Here is a 19,678-nt window from a genome sequence, read left to right on the forward strand (position 1 = left end):
ACTCCAAACGCCTCATTGATCTCAACCATCTCTATACGGTTCTCAACGTTTTCTCATTTATCTAAAGTACTCCTAACGTACCCTATTTTCAAGCTTAACCGATGAATTTGTTGAAAATTAATCTAAAAACAGCAAAAGACTTACCTTTCCAAAGGGTACAAAAAAACCTTTTCCATAACGGAAAAGGCTTAATTGACTACTATAAGCAAATATGATGGCTACTCGACAACGATCACATCGACGCCCATATCTTGCAAATCTTGAATCGCTTCTTGCGGTAACTGATCATCGGTTACAAAACGATTCAAATCTTCCATACCCATTAGGCGCACCAAAGATTTACGACGAAACTTCGTACTATCGGTTAACAAAATGAGTTCATCGGAGATCTCAATAATCTTCTTCTTCAATTGTACATGTGCTTCAGAAGGTTCTGTTAATCCGCGTGTCAGATCAAATCCATGACAGGAAAATAGAAATTTATCCACATGATAACTTTCGACCATTTTCTCTGCATGAATCCCTGTGTTTGCCATAGAATCTCGATCTAGATACCCACCGATCAAAATGACATTGATCTCGGTTTTTTGCACCAGTTCATTGGCAATCGCTAGTGAATACGTCAGTACAGTTAGTGAACGATTCGGTAATTGCTTGACCAAATGTAAACAGGTTGTACTGGCATCTAATGCGATCACATCGCCAGGTTCAATTAAAGATAATGCGTATTCAACAATCGCTTTTTTCTCTTCTAGATTCTGTGTTTCACGTTGTACCGCAGGCGATTCATATTGTTCCCGATTCCGGTTAAATACGGCTCCACCATGGGTACGCACCACAGCACCTTCATTTTCCAAACGTTCCAAATCACGTCTTATCGTCTCTTCAGTCACTTGAAAACGGCGGCTTAGTCCGGATACCCGTACGGTTCCTTCCGCTTCCAAAATTCGCAACGTCTCCAGCTTGCGTTGTGCTGCGGATGTAGTATCTTGTCGCTTTGGATTCTTGCTGCTCATGGAATTACACCTGGCCTTACTATTGTATATTGTCAAACGTATATAGATCAGCATCTAGTACAATGCTCATTCGTGTCGAAACGATTCGTGTAAGCGTTTATCAATAGCTTTTAGCTACATATTTCAATGATACCGTATTTACCTTACAGTAACAATAAAAAATGAAAGAGAATGTCTACTTTAATCGGTATTTGTAACATTTTATGTATATTAATAAGATCTCATCATCTAAAGCCCACCCGTTATGCAAGACTACACTCATCTTACATTGAACAGATCGGCTCTGAATAATGATTACTTATAATAGAAAAGATTAGACGATTCGACTTAAAAAGTGTTTCAAAAAGCGAGAAGAATCTACATCTAATGCAACATCAATATGTGCCACAGCTGTATCGTGTTTGCCTGTCGTTTTGCCTAATGCGTCTGGATCGGTACATTCCACATGAATAGCATACGAAGTCGTGCGTACTATTGTAGAATCAATCGCTACGCCTACAGCTAATGGATCATGTAAAGCACAACCTTTGCCACCTGTTACAATCTCATTATAAGCACCCATATAGAACTCCGTCATATCAGCTAAAAAGACAGATAACGCACTATTTTCCCGTCTCCATTCGTCCAAATGAACACCGGTGAGCAATGTTTTCATCGTAACATCCAGTCCTACCAATGTGATCGGCATTCCTGATGTAAGGACAAAAGCGGCTGCGTCAGGATCAGAGTAAATATTAGCTTCCGCATAAGGTGTAACATTACCCGGTACAGTAACCGCCCCACCCATCACCACTAATCGTTCAATCGTATTCACAATAGTAGGGTCTGTCTGAATAGCTTTGGCAATATTGGTCAACGGCCCTACTGCCACTACAGTGACTTTGCCTGGAGATGCTTGAATTTGCTGAACGATAAAGTCAGCTGCACTCATATGCTGCGCTTGACGTTCGGAAGGTTCCCGATACTGATTACCAATTCCATCTTCTCCATGAATATGACGGGCAAAAGGCTTCGTATATTCACGGCTCATCGGCTTACTTTCTCCTGCATAGACTGGAATTTCTTCACGCTCTAATTTATCTAATACGACCAACGTATTACGTGTTGCTTCCTCGACTGTAATATTACCGAATACCGTCGTCACTCCCAAAATATCCAATTCTGGTGAATGAGCTGCATATGCCAGTGCTAACGAATCATCAATCCCTGTATCTACATCTAAAATAACTAATTTCATATATCCCGTTCCCTTCTTAATATGTTCATTGCATTTTATCATATGTAGTGGAGGTGTAAAGTGACAGGGTGTTAAATACCATCTTCGATACACAACCATATAAGAATATAGTAATGATGTGAATTGACTATATTTGGATTTTTAGCATGAGATTACTTATAATTTGTGCAATACCTAACATCAGTATTAGAATGATACCGTTTACGTGATACATAATTAACTGAAAAGTACAATGACCTATAGTCAATAGCTTGTTTTTTTTGTAGAATGGGAAGACATGTGATGTAAGATATCAATTTGAGATATCTATTGTAAGCAATATGAATCGTGAGCAGGTTGTTTCTCGCTCGATTCAAGTATAGGCATGACAATACTTGCTAATAGACATGAAGAAGTCAATGAAATGGAGGATTTTATGAAGAAATCTAGGGTAATGTGGTTAGTAATGGCTCTCCTTCTTTTCTTTGGAGTATCTACAGGAAGCTTTGCCACGACTGCAACTGCACAAGCACAGGAAGGCAAAACTTATCAAATCGGTACAGATGTTACATTTGCTCCTTTCGAATTTCAAGATGCTAAACAAGAATTTGTAGGAATCGATATGGATATATTAGCGGCAATTGCTAAAGACCAGAACTTTAGCTATGAAGTTAAGCCGTTAGGATTTAATGCAGCTCTTCAAGCATTACAGACTGATCAAGTTGACGGTATGATTGCTGGAATGAGTATTACCGATGAACGTAAGCAAACATTTGATTTTTCAAAGTCTTATTTTGAAGCTGGCGTAGCTATGGCAGTTAAGCAAGGTAACGCTGATGTTAAATCGTATGAAGATTTACGTGGTAAAAATGTTGCTGTCAAAATTGGAACACAAGGATATACATTTGCTGAATCTATCAAAGATAAATATGGTTTTAGCCTAGTTCCTTTTGAAGATTCTGCACAGGTCTATGATGATATCAAAACAGGAAATTCAGTTGCTGGTTTTGATGATTATCCGGTACTGGCTTATGGTATTCAACAAGGAAATGGACTTCAATTAGCTCCAACTGAACAAGAAGCTAAAGGTTCTTATGGATTTGCTGTCAATAAAGGCAAAAATGCAGAATTGCTACAAAAATTCAATGCAGGTTTGGCTAATATTCGTAGCAACGGTGAATACGATAAAATTCTAAAAGAATATTTAGGTGAATCCGGAAATGGTGTGCCTGCTGCAAAGTTAGGTAGATTCGAATTGATTCAACAGTCTTTCCCTTACTTGCTTAAAGGATTATTAAATACTGTTGTTTATACGATCGTTTCACTATTCTTCGCATTTATTTTAGGTTTAATCTTTGGATTTATGAAAGTGAGTCATAACCGCATCCTACGTATTATCGCAACTATTTTCGTTGATGTATTCCGTGGTATACCGTTACTTGTACTAGCATTCTTTATCTACTTTGGTCTTCCAGGAGCCTTTGGATTTACAATGCCACTGTTTGTCGCTTCCGTTCTGGCTTTGAGTCTGAACGCAGGAGCTTATGTCACTGAGATTATTCGTGGTGGTATTCAATCGATTGATCGTGGACAAATGGAAGCTGCTCGCTCACTCGGTCTACCTTACCGTACAGCGATGATCAAAATTATTATTCCACAAGCTGTAAAATTAATGATCCCTTCATTTATCAATCAGCTAGTGATCACTTTGAAAGATACATCGATTATGTCTGTTATCGGTCTAGTCGAATTGACACAATCCGGTAAAATCGTTATTGCTCGTACTTTCCAATCGTTTGATATCTGGTTAGTCGTTGCTATTATGTATCTAATTGTTATTACAATCCTTACCAAAATCTCTAACCACATCGAAAGGAAGGTCAGCAATGGATAAAATTAAAGTAACCGGTCTGAAAAAAAGCTTTGGTTCCAATCATGTACTGAAAGGTATTGATCTGGAAGTTAAAGAAGGCGAAGTGGTTTGTGTCATTGGTCCATCTGGTTCGGGTAAAAGTACCTTCCTTCGTTGTATTAACCGTCTGGAAGAGATTACAGCAGGTACGGTTATTGTCGATGATTACAACATCAACGATAAACAAACTGATATCAACAAAGTACGCGAAAATATCGGAATGGTGTTCCAGCACTTTAATCTTTTTCCGCATATGAGCGTAATCAAAAATATTATGTTAGCTCCAACCGAACTGAAAAAATCGTCTCCAGCAGAAGCTCGTAATATCGCTCTCAAATTGCTAGATCGTGTTGGATTAGCAGATAAAGCCGATGCACTACCTAACCAATTATCAGGTGGTCAAAAGCAACGTGTAGCGATTGCACGCGCACTGGCTATGAATCCGGACATTATGTTATTCGATGAACCGACTTCTGCACTTGATCCTGAAATGGTCGGTGAAGTACTAGGTGTTATGAACTCTCTTGCCAAAGAAGGCATGACCATGATGATCGTAACGCATGAAATGGGCTTTGCTCGTGAAGTAGCCGATCGTGTGATCTTTATGGATGGTGGTTATGTGGTAGAAGAAGGTACACCTGAAGAAGTATTTGGTAATCCTCAACACGAACGTACGATTAGCTTTTTAGAAAAAGTACTCTAGTTATTCAAAAGTAATAACATCATAAATGATATAATACACAAAAGACTGCGAATATACATTCGACAGTCTTTTGTTTTATTCTAGTAGATTGTAGATCCATAGCTATTCCTATTACATAGTAGAAAGGTGAATACTCTTATGAAAAAAACAGGTTTGCTTTTAGGCTCAGGTGCTCTTTTTCTAGTTGTACTGTATTTTGTTCAATTTGTATTACCATATGAATTTGAACATATACTTCAAGTGGTTGCCGTGATATTAATTGTTATTACACTGGCTCTTTCAGGTACGTTAGTCAGTGGAGATCGGATGCGAGCGAATCAAGCGATCGACCCTACTTCCAGAGACCGCGGTATGGTTAATTCATGGAGCATTATTTTGTTTAGTCTACCTGTTTATATGGTATTGATAATCTTATATTTGTGGGGTTAAAAAGAAATACTATTCTTTATTCTACATTGCTATGTTTAGCAAATACGTCATCATGTTGGACTTGTTGAAGTTGTCCATAGGCTAAGCACACTGCATCCAGTAAGACATGTGTACATTGATCAAATAATGATCCCAAAGGTTGAATACTTGCCGCTTCTCCTTCACGTCTATACTTGGTCGCTGCTGGGATATGCAAAATCATATCTGCTAGTATACCCAGTGGTGATGATTCGTCGGTAGTCACCGCCACAATAGAGCATCCTAACTCTTTAGCTTTGTCTGTTGTCCATATAGCGGATTTGGTTGTACCTGATCCAGATACAGCGATCAGTAGATCACCGCTAGCAAGTGCAGGCGTCACCGTTTCTCCAATCACATGAGAATCTGCACCTAGATGCATTAAGCGCATAGCAAATGATTTGGCCATAAATCCAGATCGTCCTTCACCGGTTACAAAAATACGCTGACTGTTAACAAGCAACGTGGCTAGCTTACTGATTGATTCTTGTGGTACATGGGCAATCACTTGGCTGATCTCAGCAATAATCTGCTCTGCTGTTGTCGATTGAATGTTATTCATAGATATCACTCCATTTTTAAAATGTATTATATTGAAGCTGTTGTATTTGTAGACTGTGAAAAGAATGTATGGATTAGTTCTCGAATCTGTTGAGCAGCTTCAGCAGGATCATGCGCTTGGGTAATTGCAGAACCTACTATGACAACAGTAGGCGATTGTTGTAATATCGTCGGCAACGTCTCTAACGTAATTCCACCAGCTACAGCAATCTTCGGTGTACTGTTATTGGCAATGGCATCAGTCGTAGTCTGTTGAATAGAAGATGATCCTGCTACTTGTCCGTGGTGCTCCTGCTCATCTTTGCTCACATGATGGCATAATACAGCATCTGTATATTGCTTAAGTTGATGCCTTTTTTCTTGAGATACATTTAGCAGATCGATCATCGTCTGTCTCTGATATTTGCGAGCAGTCTGCATACATAATTCTAATGTAGCATCAGGCGCCGCACCCATAACCGTCGCTACATCTGCTCCAGCTTCAAAACAAAGTTCAAATTCATATTTCGCATTATCGAACGTTTTGATATCCGCCACGATGATTTTATCAGGAAAAGCTTGCTTGATCTGACGTACACTTTCGATACCGAACTCTTTAATAAGCGATGTACCGACTTCGATCCAATCTACATACGGTTCGACTTGTTGTGCCATATGAATAGCTTCTTGAATCGTCATTCGATCTAGTGCGAGCTGTATACGCACTGGCTGTTGTTCAGTCATATTTATTCTGCTCCTTCACTAAATATAAATTATTTTTTACATCATTTAGATATAAAAGAAATACACTATTCTATTGTTGTGTGACGTTATTTTACACTTTCACTATTCTTTTATTTAAGTTGCACTGACTTTTGTTTTCCATTCTGGAGAAGTTTGAGGTTTCTGAGTCTGTGGTTTGCGTACCATCATAGTTAAGATCGCAGATAAAAGTAACGAGCCCGCCATAAACATATACGATGCATCGAACCCACCTGTGATATCGTTCAGATACCCTACAATATAAGAACCTGCAAATGAACCTAACGCCCCCATGCTGTTAATCAGCGCCATCGCTCCGCCTGCTACATTACGAGGTAATACTTCCGGTACGATAGCAAAAAATGGACCATACGGTGCATACATCGCTCCACCTGCAATCACCAGTAATACAAATGAAATCCAGAAGTGATTCGGACCAATGAGATACGATCCGTAAAAGGCAAGTGCTCCAATCAATAGAAACGGCCAGACAAAGTTTTTACGGCTTTGCATTTTATCAGAAAAGAATGAAGTCACTAACATCAGAATGACAGCGAGCACATAGGGAACAGCCGCTAACCAACCTGTCGATACCATCGTCATATTTGGTGCTTTGGCAATAATCGAAGGTAACCACATCACAAATCCGTACACCCCAATACTCCAGAAAAAGTATTGTAGACTTAATTTGATAACAGTGGGTGAACGGAAAGCTTCACGGTAATTCTTCACTTGCTTCATACCTGCTTGTTCACGTTCCAATTCATCTTCTAAAGCTTGTTTCTCCGCATCGGTTAACCATTTAGCTTGAGAAGGCTTATCTTGTACCACTTTCCACCAGACAAATGCCCAGATAATAGCTGGCATTCCTTCTATAATAAACATCCACCGCCAACCTACAGCAGTCACAAGATACCCTGAAATAATCGACATCCACAATACCGTTGCTGGATTACCTAGAATCAGAAAGGTATTCGCACGTGAGCGTTCTTTATTCGTAAACCAGTGTGCATTAAAAACAAGCATTGCTGGCATGACCGCGCTTTCAACGACACCAAGTGCAAAGCGGATCACGATCAATAGATTGACATTGGTAATCATCCCTGTTGCAGATGCCAGTGCACCCCACAGAATCAACGACCAGAAAATAAGCTTTTTCGCACTTTTTTTCTCCGCATAATGAGCGCCCGGAATTTGGAAAAAGAAATAACCTAGAAAGAAAAGGGCTCCCAGTAACGACGACATCGCTGCTGAAATATTCAGATCATGTGCCATTCCTGATGCCGCACCAAAGCTATAATTCGCACGATCCAGATAAGCCAGACTATACGTAATAAAAATAACCGGAATTAATCGCAACCAACGAGAAGCAGGTAAGGCTGTCTTTTCTTGCATGTTTATTTCACTCCTTCCAAAGATGGGTCATGACTTGAAGTATGCTCAACTATTCCGTCTGCTGATGATACATATCTTGGCTGATGCTCGATAAAATGCTGTAATTCATGCTCAGTAGGATATCCTTCATGATCACCAATCGATTGGACTGCTAATGCACCGATCGCACACCCTCTGGTAATCGCTTGTTCGATGGTAAGTCCAGCTAACCAACCGCTAACCGTTCCAACAGCAAATCCATCGCCTGCACCAACTGTATCTATTACATGGTCTACCATAAATCCGGGTACAATACCTTCTTGCTCCTGACTGCGGTAATATGCACCAGATGGACCTAATTTGACGACAACCATTTTCACCCCTTGCTTTAGGTAAAAATCTGCAATCTCTTCCGGTACTACTGATCCTGTTAATATCTGCCCTTCTTCAATACCCGGTAACACGATGTCTGCTTGAATAGCAAACTGATTAATCGTATGGATCATCTCTGCTTCACTATTCCACAATGTTGGACGCAAGTTAGGATCAAATGAGATGCTTCTATCGTTATCACGCATATGTTGAATAACATGCTGAGCAAATTCACGATTAGTATCTGATAATGCTAAAGGAATCCCTGTCATATGCAAATGCCGAGCTGAACTAAAATAAGAAAGATCGAGATTCTGGATACTCATCTGACTTGCTGCTGATCCACGACGAAAATATTGTACTTGCGGGTCACCGCTGATCACTTTGGATTTGAGCTGAAATCCTGTAGGGTGTTCTGAATCTACACGTACATGATCCAGATTGACATGCTCATTTGCTAATTGTTGTTGTACAAATGTGCCAAAAGCATCGGCTCCTACCTGACTTGTCCAACCCGAGCGAAGACCTAAACGAGCAAATCCGATCGCTGCATTGGCTTCTGCTCCAGCTAGTCGTTTACTAAATAAAGACACATTGTGCAGATCACCTACTTCTTCGGCTACAAACATCGTCATCGCTTCGCCAAAAGTAACAATATCCAGTGATGTATTATCACTTTTGGTAGGTAAGGTGGATGATGTTAAAAGCTCATTTTTATCTACTTTAGCGGTATCTGTCGTAGTATCCATCGTATGATGGCCCCTTCCTGCTGTGCGTAGTACATGATTGTAATACTCAATCTGTGTATCATCTAATAATGTAAATTCTATCGCCCGCCATGCTTGATTCGGAAGAATTTCGATGACTTGACGCCACAATGCTTGTTCCTCTGTCGGTAAAGGAAGCGTTAGATATCTATTCTCTTGCTGAACCGAATGCTTAGCATGAATATACGTCACGTAAGGTGCTAACTGCCGGGCAGCTTGAAGAGCATCATGTCCTGTATATAACCAGTTGCCAATATCAAAAGTCATCCCGATCGAATACAGTGGCGAATGCGCTTGCAAAATAGCTAATTGTTCAAAAAAGCAAAGCAACCGTGCAGGATCACCACCCTCTAGCGTCTGATCATTTTCGATCCATAATTGCAAACTAGAGGTTGAAGCTTGATTAGCAAAAAACTGATCAAGACTTGCAAGAAGTCCTTCTATAGACGACTGTGTCACTTCATAGTGACCGAGTGACAATTTCACTGCATCGGCTCCTAATTGCTGTGCTTCTCTCAAAGAACGATAAAGAATGTCTTGATCTAGCAAATGAGTATCTTGCCATAACGATGCAGGTACCGAATAAACAGTATATGCAAGATTTGCTTGCTCAATCGCTTGTCTGCATTGATCTAAAGGCAATAACAGATCAGACTCTACAAACCATTCACGCCGAATCTCTATACCCTCCGCTCCAATCTCAGCAATACGTGTCGCCACTTGTGCTTGAGGTACTTTGCTATGAACAACATCTGCAAATACAGATGTTGGGATAATGGTAGTGGTCATCGATGTGTACTCCTTTCAGCTTTTCGCATTCGTATAATAAAGATGTCTGTTATTTCACTATTCATCTGTAAGATATTCATCCATTTCATTTGTAAAAGGCTTTTGATAAATCGGTTTAGTAAATCGGTTTATGAAGTGAGTATAATCCAATCATTTTAGAAATACAAGCCTTTTTGTAAACGTTATCTGTATTTATATGGTAAAAGGTACTTTTGAACTAATCGTGCTATCCCAGATGAGTTATTACATATTAAATTGTATATTTATACATAATAGTGTATATTAATCTCTTATACATAAAGGAGATGATTGTATTGGAATCTATACCTACTGTTATCCGTCAAGCAACAAGTACAGATGTAGACGCATTGACCACTATTATGAATGAATACATCGGAGACTTTTATCAAAAGCCGAAGCCTGCTGTAGAAAAGCTTCACCATCTGATCCATACGTTATTGGAATTGCAATTAGGGGTTCAATTTGTAGTCAAACAAAATAATCAGACTGTAGGATTTGCAACATTATACTTCTCATTTAGCTCGATCAAAGCAGAAAAAGTGACCATTATGAACGATCTGTATCTGCAAGAACATTTACGAGATACTGAAGTTGAAGTTCAATTGTTTAAGCACTGTCACAAATATACTCAAGATCATGGATTTGCTCATATGAGCTGGGTAGCGGCTCCACATAATACACGTGCTCATCGCTTTTTTGATCAAATGGGATGTACACGAATCGATTGGGTTGATTATATGATCGTGTAACGCAAAAAGAGACTGCTCAAGATCTGTAACTGTGATCTGAAGCAGTCTTTTTTATATCATTACAATATATATATTTAAAAAGCTAAAAAGCATACTATTCATTTTATTGTATATTAATGACTTGAGCAGAAGACTCTCGAATCATCAATGTACAGGTAAATTGCTTTTCTTGTATCGCTGGTGGTACTTGCCCAGTACTCTCTGCGGAGATCGAAGCGATCAGCATTTCTGCGGCTTGTCTGCCCATATCATGAGAAGGCTGAATAATCGTAGATAATGTAGGGGTCAATAACTCTGCAAATGGAATATTATCAAACACAATCAAAGCCATATCTTGCGGAATCTGTAACTGATGTTCTTTGAGAAAAGCCAGTACTTCTAGCAAGACTAGATCATTTCCAGCAATAATCGCAGTTGGTAATTGGTGCTGATCTGTCCATGCACTTAATTGGTGTCGTAGTTGCCCGACTTCATCCGAGATTATCATCGGTCTGATCTGTGGTAACTTTTCCTGCATCGCCCTTGTATATCCTTGAACCCGTTCTACCCGAGTCGAAATTGTTAAAGGTGCCGTTAGCATCGCAATCTGTTGGTGCCCGCTAGTAATCAAGTGTTCTGTCGCCGTATAAGCAGCTTGTTCATTGTCGACTACTACACGATTGACCTGTACGCCTTCAAGCTTCCGATCTACAAATACCAATGGGAATCCTTCTTGAACTAACTTCTGGTACAACGGTTTTAACTGACCCGATGGAAAAGCAATCACACCATCGACTTGTTTGGAACGCAGTAATTCCAAATCTTCTCGTTCTCTTGCTTCATCTTCATCTGTATTGCAAAGGATCACACTAATGCCTTGTTCTCGACAATAACTCTCGATCCCCCGACAAACTTCTAATGAAAATTGATGCAACATATTCGCCACGATCACACCAATAGTAAATGTACGCTTTTGTTTCAAACTACGTGCTAGCACATTGGGACGATAATCCAATGCTTGAATCGCCGCAGCTATTTTGTCTTTGGTTGTACTGCTCATATATTCATAACGCCCGTTTAGATACTGGGAGACTGTACTTTTGGATACTCCTGCTTCACGAGCCACATCTGCCATTGTCATTTTCGCCATAGTTACTGCCCTTTCTCTATGATCCGAGTGTAGTTAAACATGCACATACGGATAGGGTTAATCTGTGATTGAATATTATCATAGCGTAAGGATTTATTGTAGCACAACCATCTACATTTTAAGAATAAGATCACTCTGATTTATAGATAGGATATACAAGTAAAGATCATCATTATATTGACATCAACAAATATGTGTATATACTCATATTTATGACAAAACAACATTCAACTTCCGATTTTCCAGAGAAAATCGATTATACCACAATGTGTGCTTGCTTGAATTTTAGAAAAGCTTCACGATTTATTACGAGTTTATACGATGAATATTTAAGACCTGTCGGGATCAGAGCTACACAGTTATCTTTGCTAATGGCACTTGAACAGACTGGCTCTGTCACTATTACATCTCTTGCCGAAGTACTTCTTATGGATCGTACTACTTTACCACGGGATCTAAAGCCTCTTGAGAGAAACGGCTGGGTATCTATTACAGAAGGAAAGGATCGTAGAAAACGTTTTATTGCTTTAACACCTGAAGGTAAAGAACTTCTCGACCGTGCACTTCCATTGTGGGAACAGGCACAGACCCGTGTTCAAGACTATATGGGTGAGACACGTTATACAGGTTTACTTGGTCAATTGTCTGATATTGTTAAGCTAAATAGAGAAAATTAATTTTTTTTAATTAAAAAGGTGTATATACACCTAATTAAAAGGAGCAGATAAACATGGCTGATATGAAAAAACATCCTACCGTTCTGCGTTACTATGAATCCGCCGCACAATCCCCTACTCTTGACAATGAAACACTTGATTATGATTGGATACGCGAATTATGTCTTGAAGCTGGAGCAGATGATGTGGGAGTGATCTCTATCGAACGCTCCGAATTGGATGATCAGCGTGAGGATATTCTATCTGTATTTCCGCATGCCAAAACGATGATCAGTTTCGTTTCCAGAATGAATCGAGAACCGATCCGTACCCCTGCACGTTCTCTTGCTAATATTGAATTTCATCATACTGGAGATAAGGTAGCCGACACATCCCATAACATCGTATCTGCCTTAGAAGCACGAGGAGTACGAGCTTTAAATGCAGCTATGGGTTTCCCGATGGAAATGGATAAGTTTCCTGGTAAAGCATGGGTTGTTTCACTCAAACCTGTTGCCGTTGCCGCAGGATTAGGTAAGATGGGCATTCATCGTAATGTGATTCATCCGAAGTTCGGAAATTTTATTCTTCTTGGTGCTATTATACTAGATGCTAAAGTCAACAAAGAAGATCGACCGATTGATTACAATCCATGTCTGGAATGCAAGCTTTGTGTGGCTGCCTGCCCTGTGGGTGCGATTGGTGCAGATGGACAATTTAACTTTTCATCATGCGCTACACACAATTATCGTGAGTTTATGGGCGGTTTTAGCGATTTTGTAGAAACGATTGTGGATAGCAAGAACACGAAAGAATTTCGGAATGAAGTTCCTGCAACAGAATCCGCTTCATGGTGGCAAAGTTTGAGTTTTGGCGCTAACTACAAAGCCGCTTATTGCTTATCCGTTTGTCCTGCTGGCGATGATGTCATCGGACCATTTCTACAAGATCGTAAAGGGTTTATGAACGATATCCTGAAGCCATTGCAAGCCAAAGAAGAGACGATATATGTTATTCCTGGCTCAGATGCAGAAGCACATGTTCAAAAACGTTTTCCCCATAAAACAGTCAAACGTGTTGGAAATGGACTTATACCAAATTCGATCAGTCTTTTGGTCACCCTGATGCCTCATGTATTTCAACCTAATCAAGCCACCGATGTAAACTGTACGTATCATTTCACATTCACCGGCAATGAAACGAGACAAACCACATTCGATATTCGCGATAAAAAGCTTCAGGTTACAGACGGTCTTCATGGCAAACCCGATATTCAGATTACAGTAGATAGCAAAACATGGCTTAAAATTGTGGCGAAAGAAAAAAATGTAGGCGTAGCATTACTAACAGGCAAACTCAGATTCAAAGGCAATCCCAAATTGTTAATCAAATTTGAGAAATGCTTTGCTTAATGAACATATCTTATTCAAAGTTTCTTTTTATTTGATTCGTTGGAGTGTTTTCGATATTCTTTTGCCAATATAGAGTACAGATAGGAATCATGAAATTCGCCTTTATAATACCAGTGTTCACGCATCATGCCTTCACGTGTCATTCCGATCTTTTGCATAACTTTCTCAGAAGCTCTATTAGCCGGACGACAAGTAGCATAGATTCGATGTACATCCAATGTCTCAAATCCATAAGTGAGTATAGCTTGAGCCGCTTCTGTCACATAACCTTTGCCCTGATGATCAGGGTTCAGTACATAACCAATCTCAGCATTCGTCTGGTGAACATGAATACCAATCCCGCCGATTAACGTAGCTTCATGCTGGAGGCAAATGGCGAATTCATAATCTTGACGAGACGATTGCTGTTGTTGAGCGATCACTTCTTTCACATACGCTTGAGTATCTGCTTCAGTATTTGGCCCCCATGCTGTGTGCTGTGTGACTTCAGGTAATTGAGTATAGGTATGTATCGCTTTCCAATCGGTATCTTGTATTTCTCGAATAACAAGTCGCTGTGTTTCTAAGTGCATAAGGTATTCCTCCATCTTAGTATAGGCTCAAATGCAGATCTTATTTACTCTATCTGTAAAATAAATTATTTCCATCTATTATCCAATAACAATAGATTTCAGGAACATCTTTAATAAAATCTTTATAACTTCCAATCCATCCATCGGGTACATATAATTCATAAGAAGCAGGTTCAGGATAGTAAGATATCAATTCTTTCTGATCGAAATTAATGTATAAAGAAGGGGACATGTCTAACATATGTACATGTGTGTCTTGTTTCAATATATTTTTGAGTTCTTCTACTTTAACTTCACTATCTATAATTTTCTCTAAAAATTCTTCGGCTGTCTCTTCGTTAACTACAGGAATATTAAATCTTTCCAAAAAGTCATTGGGATTAGGAATATCAAAACCATTCTCATGATAAGCAGAAATTAATTTTTTGAAATCTAAAAACCATATTTCCTTATCTGTAACAAACCATTTGTAAGACTTCATGTATTGAACTAAAACTATGATATTTTTTGCATACTTCGGCTGATTTTTCACTTTATGTGCTCCTTGATCCCAAGTGTTCTTTTCTTTAGTTTTCATTAAAGCATATTATTAATTGGATAGCATCAAACAAGATTTTATTTTATATTCGATACTACGACTTCAAAATAGGAAGTATCAAATGGGCGAATTTCGATTTCTGCTTCGAGGTGCTGTAAGCCTTCATCTTCTTCTGTGTCTGGTAAACGATCAGAGTTCCATTCTACATGTTTGCCCTTCTTAATGCCTATGAACACTCCTGAATAGAACTGAATGATCTCATTTGCTTTTTGGATCAATTCTTCTGTACTTAGAAACTCCGAATATTCATCCGGAAATAATTCTTTAACGACTTGATTGCTACTACCAACTACATCGAATGTAAACCAAACAAGATCCGAAGTTTCCTCTTTAATACAATTGATTATTTCAACAAGTTGTCCTCTTAAACAAATGTTCTCATTTCTGAAATACTTGTGGTCGAGTCTAAGTATAAATGTAGATTTTTTCAAATCATTATTGTTCAATGAGTTCACTCCTTTTTATTATTCTATGTGTAACCTTGAAAGGCTTAGAGCAAAGAATTACTTTTGATTGAGATTACAAATATTTCTTCTTTTTAAGTTGTCACTGGTGATCTAAATCAATAGTCGCTTATGAATCAATCTCTAATTTCACATTTAGCTTTAATCATCTGCTCTATGATTTTATCGTATAAGCCATCATCTTCTATAAGGAGCACAGTATTATTCTTTTTATGAATAATCAAATAACCTTCGCTCATTTTTTCTAGAAAATATTCATTAGTCTCCCATAAATAATTATATGATCTAAGTTCCATATTATCACCTTCACTTTTATTTATATGAACCATCTTTGTAAAATCTCCTTTAGCCAATCGGTCTCCTACAGAAAGTTCTTAACCTATCACATAATCTTTTCCTGTAAAGACTTCCTGTACACTTTTTACCGTTCCCAAAATAGGAACAGCATCCGCTAAGAAATTTCCAACCCTTTTAAATATCTCATCGCTATTTATACTCAGTTCACACGGATCAATATACGAGATTGGATTTCCACAATGAATAGTACTTCACAAGAAAGAAACCTTGCAAAGCATAAAGCTAAGCAAGGCTAGTATTATATTAATAGCTATCTAATTCTTCTTTAATTACTAAATCATCACTTAAACAAGATTCTTCAGAAAATTCATTTGTTAATAAAGCTATTAAAATTTTTGTAGCTTTTGAGAATACTGTTTCACTAGAACCAATCAAACTATGGGCACCTAAGAGAAAAACAAGGCTACCTGCATACTTCCAATTAGATTCAAGTATTTTCTCCTTTGCAGAACTAATAATTGAATTGGCATATTCAGTTGGAATACCTGAGTAAATATCTTCATGTAATTGAAGTTTAGATTTATAAAAAATAGTATTAGAATCCTTTACATGAATTTCAATCATTAATTCTGAATTTTGATTAGGATTATATTCTACTCCAAGCAGTGCATAGCATGAACTGTTCCTAGGCAATTTTAACTCAAGTACTAATTTTTGATATTTAGAAACTATTGGTTTATTCAATTGTAATAACGTTTTTAATTCATAATCTGCTTTATCCATAATGAGTGGAGATTCGTCTTTCCATACTACTGCCTTTCTGAATTTACCTAAATCCAAAATAGTATTCATTTTTCTAACCCCCAAAATTTGTACCATAATGAATTAAACTATCCTGGCATAGATTTTATAACATCGGGATGATAAACGCTAAATGGTGAAACATTATATTTTTCTAATGCAAAAGCATGAGTCATATCATAATCCATACCTTTTCCCATTTTAGTGAACTCAGAAACTTCGTGCATGTAAAAACTCGCATCTGCTCCCGTTAATGCTTTTCCACTCTTTAAAAAATTTTCTAACCTTTGTATCATTGCTTGATTCGGAGCATACGAATCAAAAGTGGAGATATGGCTTTTAACGATTTCAAGTCCCTTTTGCGATACAGTTATCTCCATTCTTTCGAATTTTCCCAATCCCTCAGATGCTACGCCTGAGAAATTGGTATTATATGCTCCCGTTCTACTCATTTTTTTATTTACTTTTGCCAAAAGCCAGCTACCACCATCAATAGCGCTCTTAGTTGCTGTCTTCCCAACCACTTTCCCGCCAGGGACAAAGCTAATTAGCGTGCCTACTCCAGTAGCAACTCGGTCTCCTACAGAAAGTTCTTGACCTGTCACATAATCTGTTCCTGTAAAGACTTCCTGTACACCTTTTACCGTTCCTAAAATAGGCACAGCATCCGCTAAGAAACTGCCAACCGTTTTCAACATCTCGTCACTATCTGTACTGAGTCCAAATGGATCTATACATGAAATGAGATGCCCATAATAAATACTCCTTCACAAAAAAACCTTGCAAAGCATGAAGCTACGCAAGGTTAAAATGATATTAATAGTTTTCTAATTCTTCCAATTGCAATTGAGCAATCTTTTTAAAAGGAGCATATAATGCTGCTATTTTCTTTTTAAAAGTAGCTTCTTCTGCTAAAAATATATTTCCTTCTAAATTAGTACTTAGTGCGTACCATTCTTCACATTCAATAGACGCACCTTCACCACCATCTGCCTCGTCTCCAGAATTTAAGAGTAATTCATAAATAGATAGTTTTCCTTCTAAATACATCAGGTAAAAATATCCAATTATTGCATCACTAGAAGTAATTTTATTTTCCATATCGGCTCTCTCCGAAATCAATAAATCACTAAGTGCATCACTTAACATTTCAATGCTATTAGATAGCGAAATACTAATCAACCAATCTTCTACTAATATCTGTTTCATAATGCGTTGGTCAGCCCAATTCTGCCAATCTTTCTTTTGATAATAACCACTATACGATATTGCAAAAAGATAATGGGCAATTGGTATCATATTACCACCTCGGAGTATCAGGATGAAGACCTGCATTATTCGGTCCATGTTGTGTAGGATTTTGCCATGGATTAGGATGATAATGCGGACTCTCATGATGATGCGGCTTACCATGATTTGTATAATCATTATTTCCTATCCTTCTACCAAACTGATCATAAATTGTTTCTCTCTTGTACAATTCTCCAGTGTTACTTAACTTTTGATCTATAATGCTTCGTGTACCAGGTACAGCATAAGTTCTCTGCCTTGTGTTTGGATTTCCTTTATAATTTGGATTTATGTTCTGTTCCCAATATCTCTGATATCTAGAAGCTTCAGCAGCATCCATATCATCAAAAAAAGTTCTAGGAGTTTCTATCTCTTTAGCAAATAACTGCAAATTAACTTTTAGTGGTAACTTACTCGCTACTTGCTTGGTTTCATTCTTCCCAAACTGCTTAACAACCCAACTACCTGCATCAATTGTCGCTTCGGTTCCATATTTACCGACATATTTTGTCCCCGGAATTGGAATCAAGCCCGTTAATGAACCAATCCCATTGGCGACTCGGTCAGCTACAGACAATTGCTCACCTGTAATGTAGTTGACGCCCGTAATCGTTTCTTGGAAACCTTTCACGGTTCCCAAAACAGGAATCGCATCGGCTCCATAGCTTAATCCTGTTGCGAACCAAGAATCTCCATCTGCACTCAGTCCAAACGGATCAATATACGAAATCGGATTTCCATTCACATACGCATAGCGATTCATGGTCAGTCCAGCATCAATACTCTTTCATATATTAATTTTAATAAACTGAAAAAGAAAAAGAAACATGAAATGGCTGTTAGTCATTTCATGTTTCTTTTGTATAGCTTTATTATAATTATCTTAAATTAGCTGGATGACCATTTGCATCTAAGATGCCCAGTACTTTTTTATCTCGATCCGATACAATTAACGTGTAGTCTTCAAAAGTAAACGTACTTGGTGGCAGATCAACTGTCACTCTCCATGCTGGTCGAAGATCATCAAAATCTCGATCCTCTTCATTAATTCCAAACGTATAGGCTTCATCAAAAAACAAATTTTTAATTTGTTCATTCACAGTTCCATCCATCTTTTTTTCTTGAAGATACTTTTTAGCAATTGCTATTGCTTCTTCTGGTTTTAATACAGTTTCTACAGTAATTTCTTCGACCCTACGATGATGTCTTGGAAAATTCCGATCTACTTCTTCAAGTATTTTCTTTAACTCTTCTTTAGTTCTATTATATCTTCTCAATTTATTCACCTTCTAATTATTATATTTTGAACGTAATCTATCAATGTATTCTTTTGAATGATTAATTGATGGTGTATCAAATAAATTTTCATTTTGCATCACTCTCGAAAATACATATTCTTCCCGTTCTAATCGATTAAGATTCATATAAGCTTCTTTTCCTATCGCTAACCATTGCTCTGCATGATATCCTTCATGATACAAATTAAGCTTGGGTTTTTCTTGATCCATATTTCCCCGCTACCATAATCAAAGCCTGCTTCAAGCTCACCTCGAAGTACTTTTCCTTTCTTATCCACTTTTACATTAATTCCATATTAACCCATTTTCGATTAATCTTTAATAAATATTATGATTTTCATATAATTTTAATAAAACAGGTCAACCATGATAAAGAACCATGATTGACCTGTTTTGAGAATTACTAAATAATCAATTATAATTTTGAGAAACACTTTTCAATTAAATCTCTATGAATAAATTTTAATAATAAAATCTTCTAATACTTTTTTTA

22 protein-coding genes and 1 pseudogene are annotated in these 19,678 nt (G+C 37.9%); 6 read left to right on the forward strand and 17 right to left on the reverse strand.

From position 1 onward, the window contains the following. Window positions 1-218 precede the first annotated feature (218 nt). On the reverse strand, window positions 219-1,016 hold the full coding sequence (locus tag PaeCFBP13512_RS19515; protein WP_069327524.1) for a DeoR/GlpR family DNA-binding transcription regulator: 798 nt from the start codon (window positions 1,014-1,016) through the stop codon (window positions 219-221). A gap of 313 nt (window positions 1,017-1,329) precedes the next feature. Then, a complete protein-coding gene (locus PaeCFBP13512_RS19520) occupies window positions 1,330-2,253 on the reverse strand; it encodes a nucleoside hydrolase (RefSeq protein ID WP_137225475.1) in 924 nt (307 codons plus the stop codon). Between the two features lie 415 nt (window positions 2,254-2,668). Between PaeCFBP13512_RS19520 and PaeCFBP13512_RS19525 the strand changes: the two genes are divergently transcribed. The 3 genes from PaeCFBP13512_RS19525 to PaeCFBP13512_RS19535 all read left to right on the forward strand — a co-directional run bounded on the left by PaeCFBP13512_RS19525 (window position 2,669) and on the right by PaeCFBP13512_RS19535 (window position 5,276). After that, window positions 2,669-4,126, forward strand: a complete 1,458-nt coding sequence (locus PaeCFBP13512_RS19525) for an amino acid ABC transporter substrate-binding protein/permease (protein ID WP_069327526.1) — start codon at window positions 2,669-2,671, stop codon at window positions 4,124-4,126. Next, entirely contained in the window at window positions 4,119-4,847 is a 729-nt protein-coding gene (locus tag PaeCFBP13512_RS19530) for an amino acid ABC transporter ATP-binding protein (protein ID WP_137225477.1), read from the forward strand. The genes PaeCFBP13512_RS19525 and PaeCFBP13512_RS19530 overlap by 8 nt, the downstream gene beginning before the upstream one ends. Before the next feature lie 138 nt (window positions 4,848-4,985). Continuing rightward, on the forward strand, window positions 4,986-5,276 hold the full coding sequence (locus PaeCFBP13512_RS19535) for a DUF5316 family protein (protein WP_069327528.1): 291 nt from the start codon (window positions 4,986-4,988) through the stop codon (window positions 5,274-5,276). Between the two features lie 16 nt (window positions 5,277-5,292). Here PaeCFBP13512_RS19535 and hxlB read toward each other — a convergent pair whose 3' ends face one another. From hxlB to PaeCFBP13512_RS23600, 4 genes are all read right to left on the reverse strand, one after another. Beyond that, complete coding sequence (gene hxlB, locus PaeCFBP13512_RS19540; RefSeq protein ID WP_137225479.1) at window positions 5,293-5,856, reverse strand: 6-phospho-3-hexuloisomerase; 564 nt, start codon at window positions 5,854-5,856, stop codon at window positions 5,293-5,295. 26 nt (window positions 5,857-5,882) lie between these two features. Further along, window positions 5,883-6,578, reverse strand: a complete 696-nt coding sequence (gene hxlA, locus PaeCFBP13512_RS19545; protein ID WP_342671994.1) for a 3-hexulose-6-phosphate synthase — start codon at window positions 6,576-6,578, stop codon at window positions 5,883-5,885. 114 nt (window positions 6,579-6,692) lie between these two features. Next, window positions 6,693-7,991: an MFS transporter gene (locus PaeCFBP13512_RS19550; RefSeq protein ID WP_137225481.1), complete on the reverse strand. Its 1,299-nt coding sequence runs from the start codon at window positions 7,989-7,991 to the stop codon at window positions 6,693-6,695. Window positions 7,992-7,993: 2 nt separating this feature from the next. Then, the gene (locus PaeCFBP13512_RS23600) at window positions 7,994-9,898 is read right to left on the reverse strand and encodes a PfkB family carbohydrate kinase (protein ID WP_137225483.1); all 1,905 of its coding nucleotides are present in this window, start codon (window positions 9,896-9,898) and stop codon (window positions 7,994-7,996) included. Between the two features lie 314 nt (window positions 9,899-10,212). On the opposite strand from PaeCFBP13512_RS23600, the gene PaeCFBP13512_RS19560 reads away from it, so the two are divergent. Continuing rightward, window positions 10,213-10,668 (forward strand): GNAT family N-acetyltransferase, encoded by a 456-nt coding sequence (locus PaeCFBP13512_RS19560; protein WP_342671995.1) that lies wholly within the window; start codon window positions 10,213-10,215, stop codon window positions 10,666-10,668. Window positions 10,669-10,771: 103 nt separating this feature from the next. Here PaeCFBP13512_RS19560 and PaeCFBP13512_RS19565 read toward each other — a convergent pair whose 3' ends face one another. Beyond that, window positions 10,772-11,797: a LacI family DNA-binding transcriptional regulator gene (locus PaeCFBP13512_RS19565; RefSeq protein WP_137225485.1), complete on the reverse strand. Its 1,026-nt coding sequence runs from the start codon at window positions 11,795-11,797 to the stop codon at window positions 10,772-10,774. A 212-nt stretch (window positions 11,798-12,009) separates the two neighbouring features. On the opposite strand from PaeCFBP13512_RS19565, the gene PaeCFBP13512_RS19570 reads away from it, so the two are divergent. Both PaeCFBP13512_RS19570 and PaeCFBP13512_RS19575 read left to right on the forward strand, forming a co-directional pair. After that, on the forward strand, window positions 12,010-12,474 hold the full coding sequence (locus PaeCFBP13512_RS19570) for a MarR family winged helix-turn-helix transcriptional regulator (protein ID WP_137225487.1): 465 nt from the start codon (window positions 12,010-12,012) through the stop codon (window positions 12,472-12,474). A gap of 53 nt (window positions 12,475-12,527) precedes the next feature. Beyond that, a complete protein-coding gene (locus tag PaeCFBP13512_RS19575) occupies window positions 12,528-13,865 on the forward strand; it encodes an SCP2 sterol-binding domain-containing protein (protein WP_137225489.1) in 1,338 nt (445 codons plus the stop codon). A 14-nt stretch (window positions 13,866-13,879) separates the two neighbouring features. On the opposite strand, the gene PaeCFBP13512_RS19580 is transcribed toward PaeCFBP13512_RS19575, so the two are convergent. From PaeCFBP13512_RS19580 to PaeCFBP13512_RS19625, 10 genes and pseudogenes are all read right to left on the reverse strand, one after another. Beyond that, window positions 13,880-14,437 carry a GNAT family N-acetyltransferase gene (locus PaeCFBP13512_RS19580; RefSeq protein ID WP_137225491.1) on the reverse strand — a complete coding sequence of 186 codons (558 nt, stop codon included), beginning with the start codon at window positions 14,435-14,437 and terminating at the stop codon, window positions 13,880-13,882. Between the two features lie 49 nt (window positions 14,438-14,486). Next, window positions 14,487-15,014: a hypothetical protein gene (locus tag PaeCFBP13512_RS19585; protein ID WP_137225493.1), complete on the reverse strand. Its 528-nt coding sequence runs from the start codon at window positions 15,012-15,014 to the stop codon at window positions 14,487-14,489. 38 nt (window positions 15,015-15,052) lie between these two features. Next, on the reverse strand, window positions 15,053-15,481 hold the full coding sequence (locus tag PaeCFBP13512_RS19590; protein WP_137225495.1) for a hypothetical protein: 429 nt from the start codon (window positions 15,479-15,481) through the stop codon (window positions 15,053-15,055). Window positions 15,482-15,615: 134 nt separating this feature from the next. Next, the gene (locus PaeCFBP13512_RS19595) at window positions 15,616-15,852 is read right to left on the reverse strand and encodes a hypothetical protein (protein ID WP_137225497.1); all 237 of its coding nucleotides are present in this window, start codon (window positions 15,850-15,852) and stop codon (window positions 15,616-15,618) included. Between the two features lie 247 nt (window positions 15,853-16,099). After that, window positions 16,100-16,648 (reverse strand): hypothetical protein, encoded by a 549-nt coding sequence (locus PaeCFBP13512_RS19600; protein ID WP_137225499.1) that lies wholly within the window; start codon window positions 16,646-16,648, stop codon window positions 16,100-16,102. A 38-nt stretch (window positions 16,649-16,686) separates the two neighbouring features. Then, window positions 16,687-17,295, reverse strand: coding sequence for a pre-toxin TG domain-containing protein (locus PaeCFBP13512_RS19605; protein ID WP_137225501.1), 609 nt, complete (start codon window positions 17,293-17,295; stop codon window positions 16,687-16,689). Window positions 17,296-17,413: 118 nt separating this feature from the next. Further along, on the reverse strand, window positions 17,414-17,896 hold the full coding sequence (locus PaeCFBP13512_RS19610; protein WP_069328602.1) for a hypothetical protein: 483 nt from the start codon (window positions 17,894-17,896) through the stop codon (window positions 17,414-17,416). Between the two features lies 1 nt (window position 17,897). Next, complete coding sequence (locus tag PaeCFBP13512_RS19615; RefSeq protein ID WP_137225503.1) at window positions 17,898-18,650, reverse strand: pre-toxin TG domain-containing protein; 753 nt, start codon at window positions 18,648-18,650, stop codon at window positions 17,898-17,900. Between the two features lie 115 nt (window positions 18,651-18,765). Beyond that, a complete protein-coding gene (locus tag PaeCFBP13512_RS19620; RefSeq protein WP_371748109.1) occupies window positions 18,766-19,173 on the reverse strand; it encodes a hypothetical protein in 408 nt (135 codons plus the stop codon). A 3-nt stretch (window positions 19,174-19,176) separates the two neighbouring features. Then, a pseudogene (locus PaeCFBP13512_RS19625) lies at window positions 19,177-19,463 on the reverse strand (zincin-like metallopeptidase toxin domain-containing protein). Window positions 19,464-19,678: the final 215 nt, after the last annotated feature.

Source organism: Paenibacillus sp. CFBP13512 (assembly GCF_005233705.1).
In the GTDB taxonomy this organism is placed as follows: domain Bacteria; phylum Bacillota; class Bacilli; order Paenibacillales; family Paenibacillaceae; genus Saccharibacillus; species Saccharibacillus nuruki.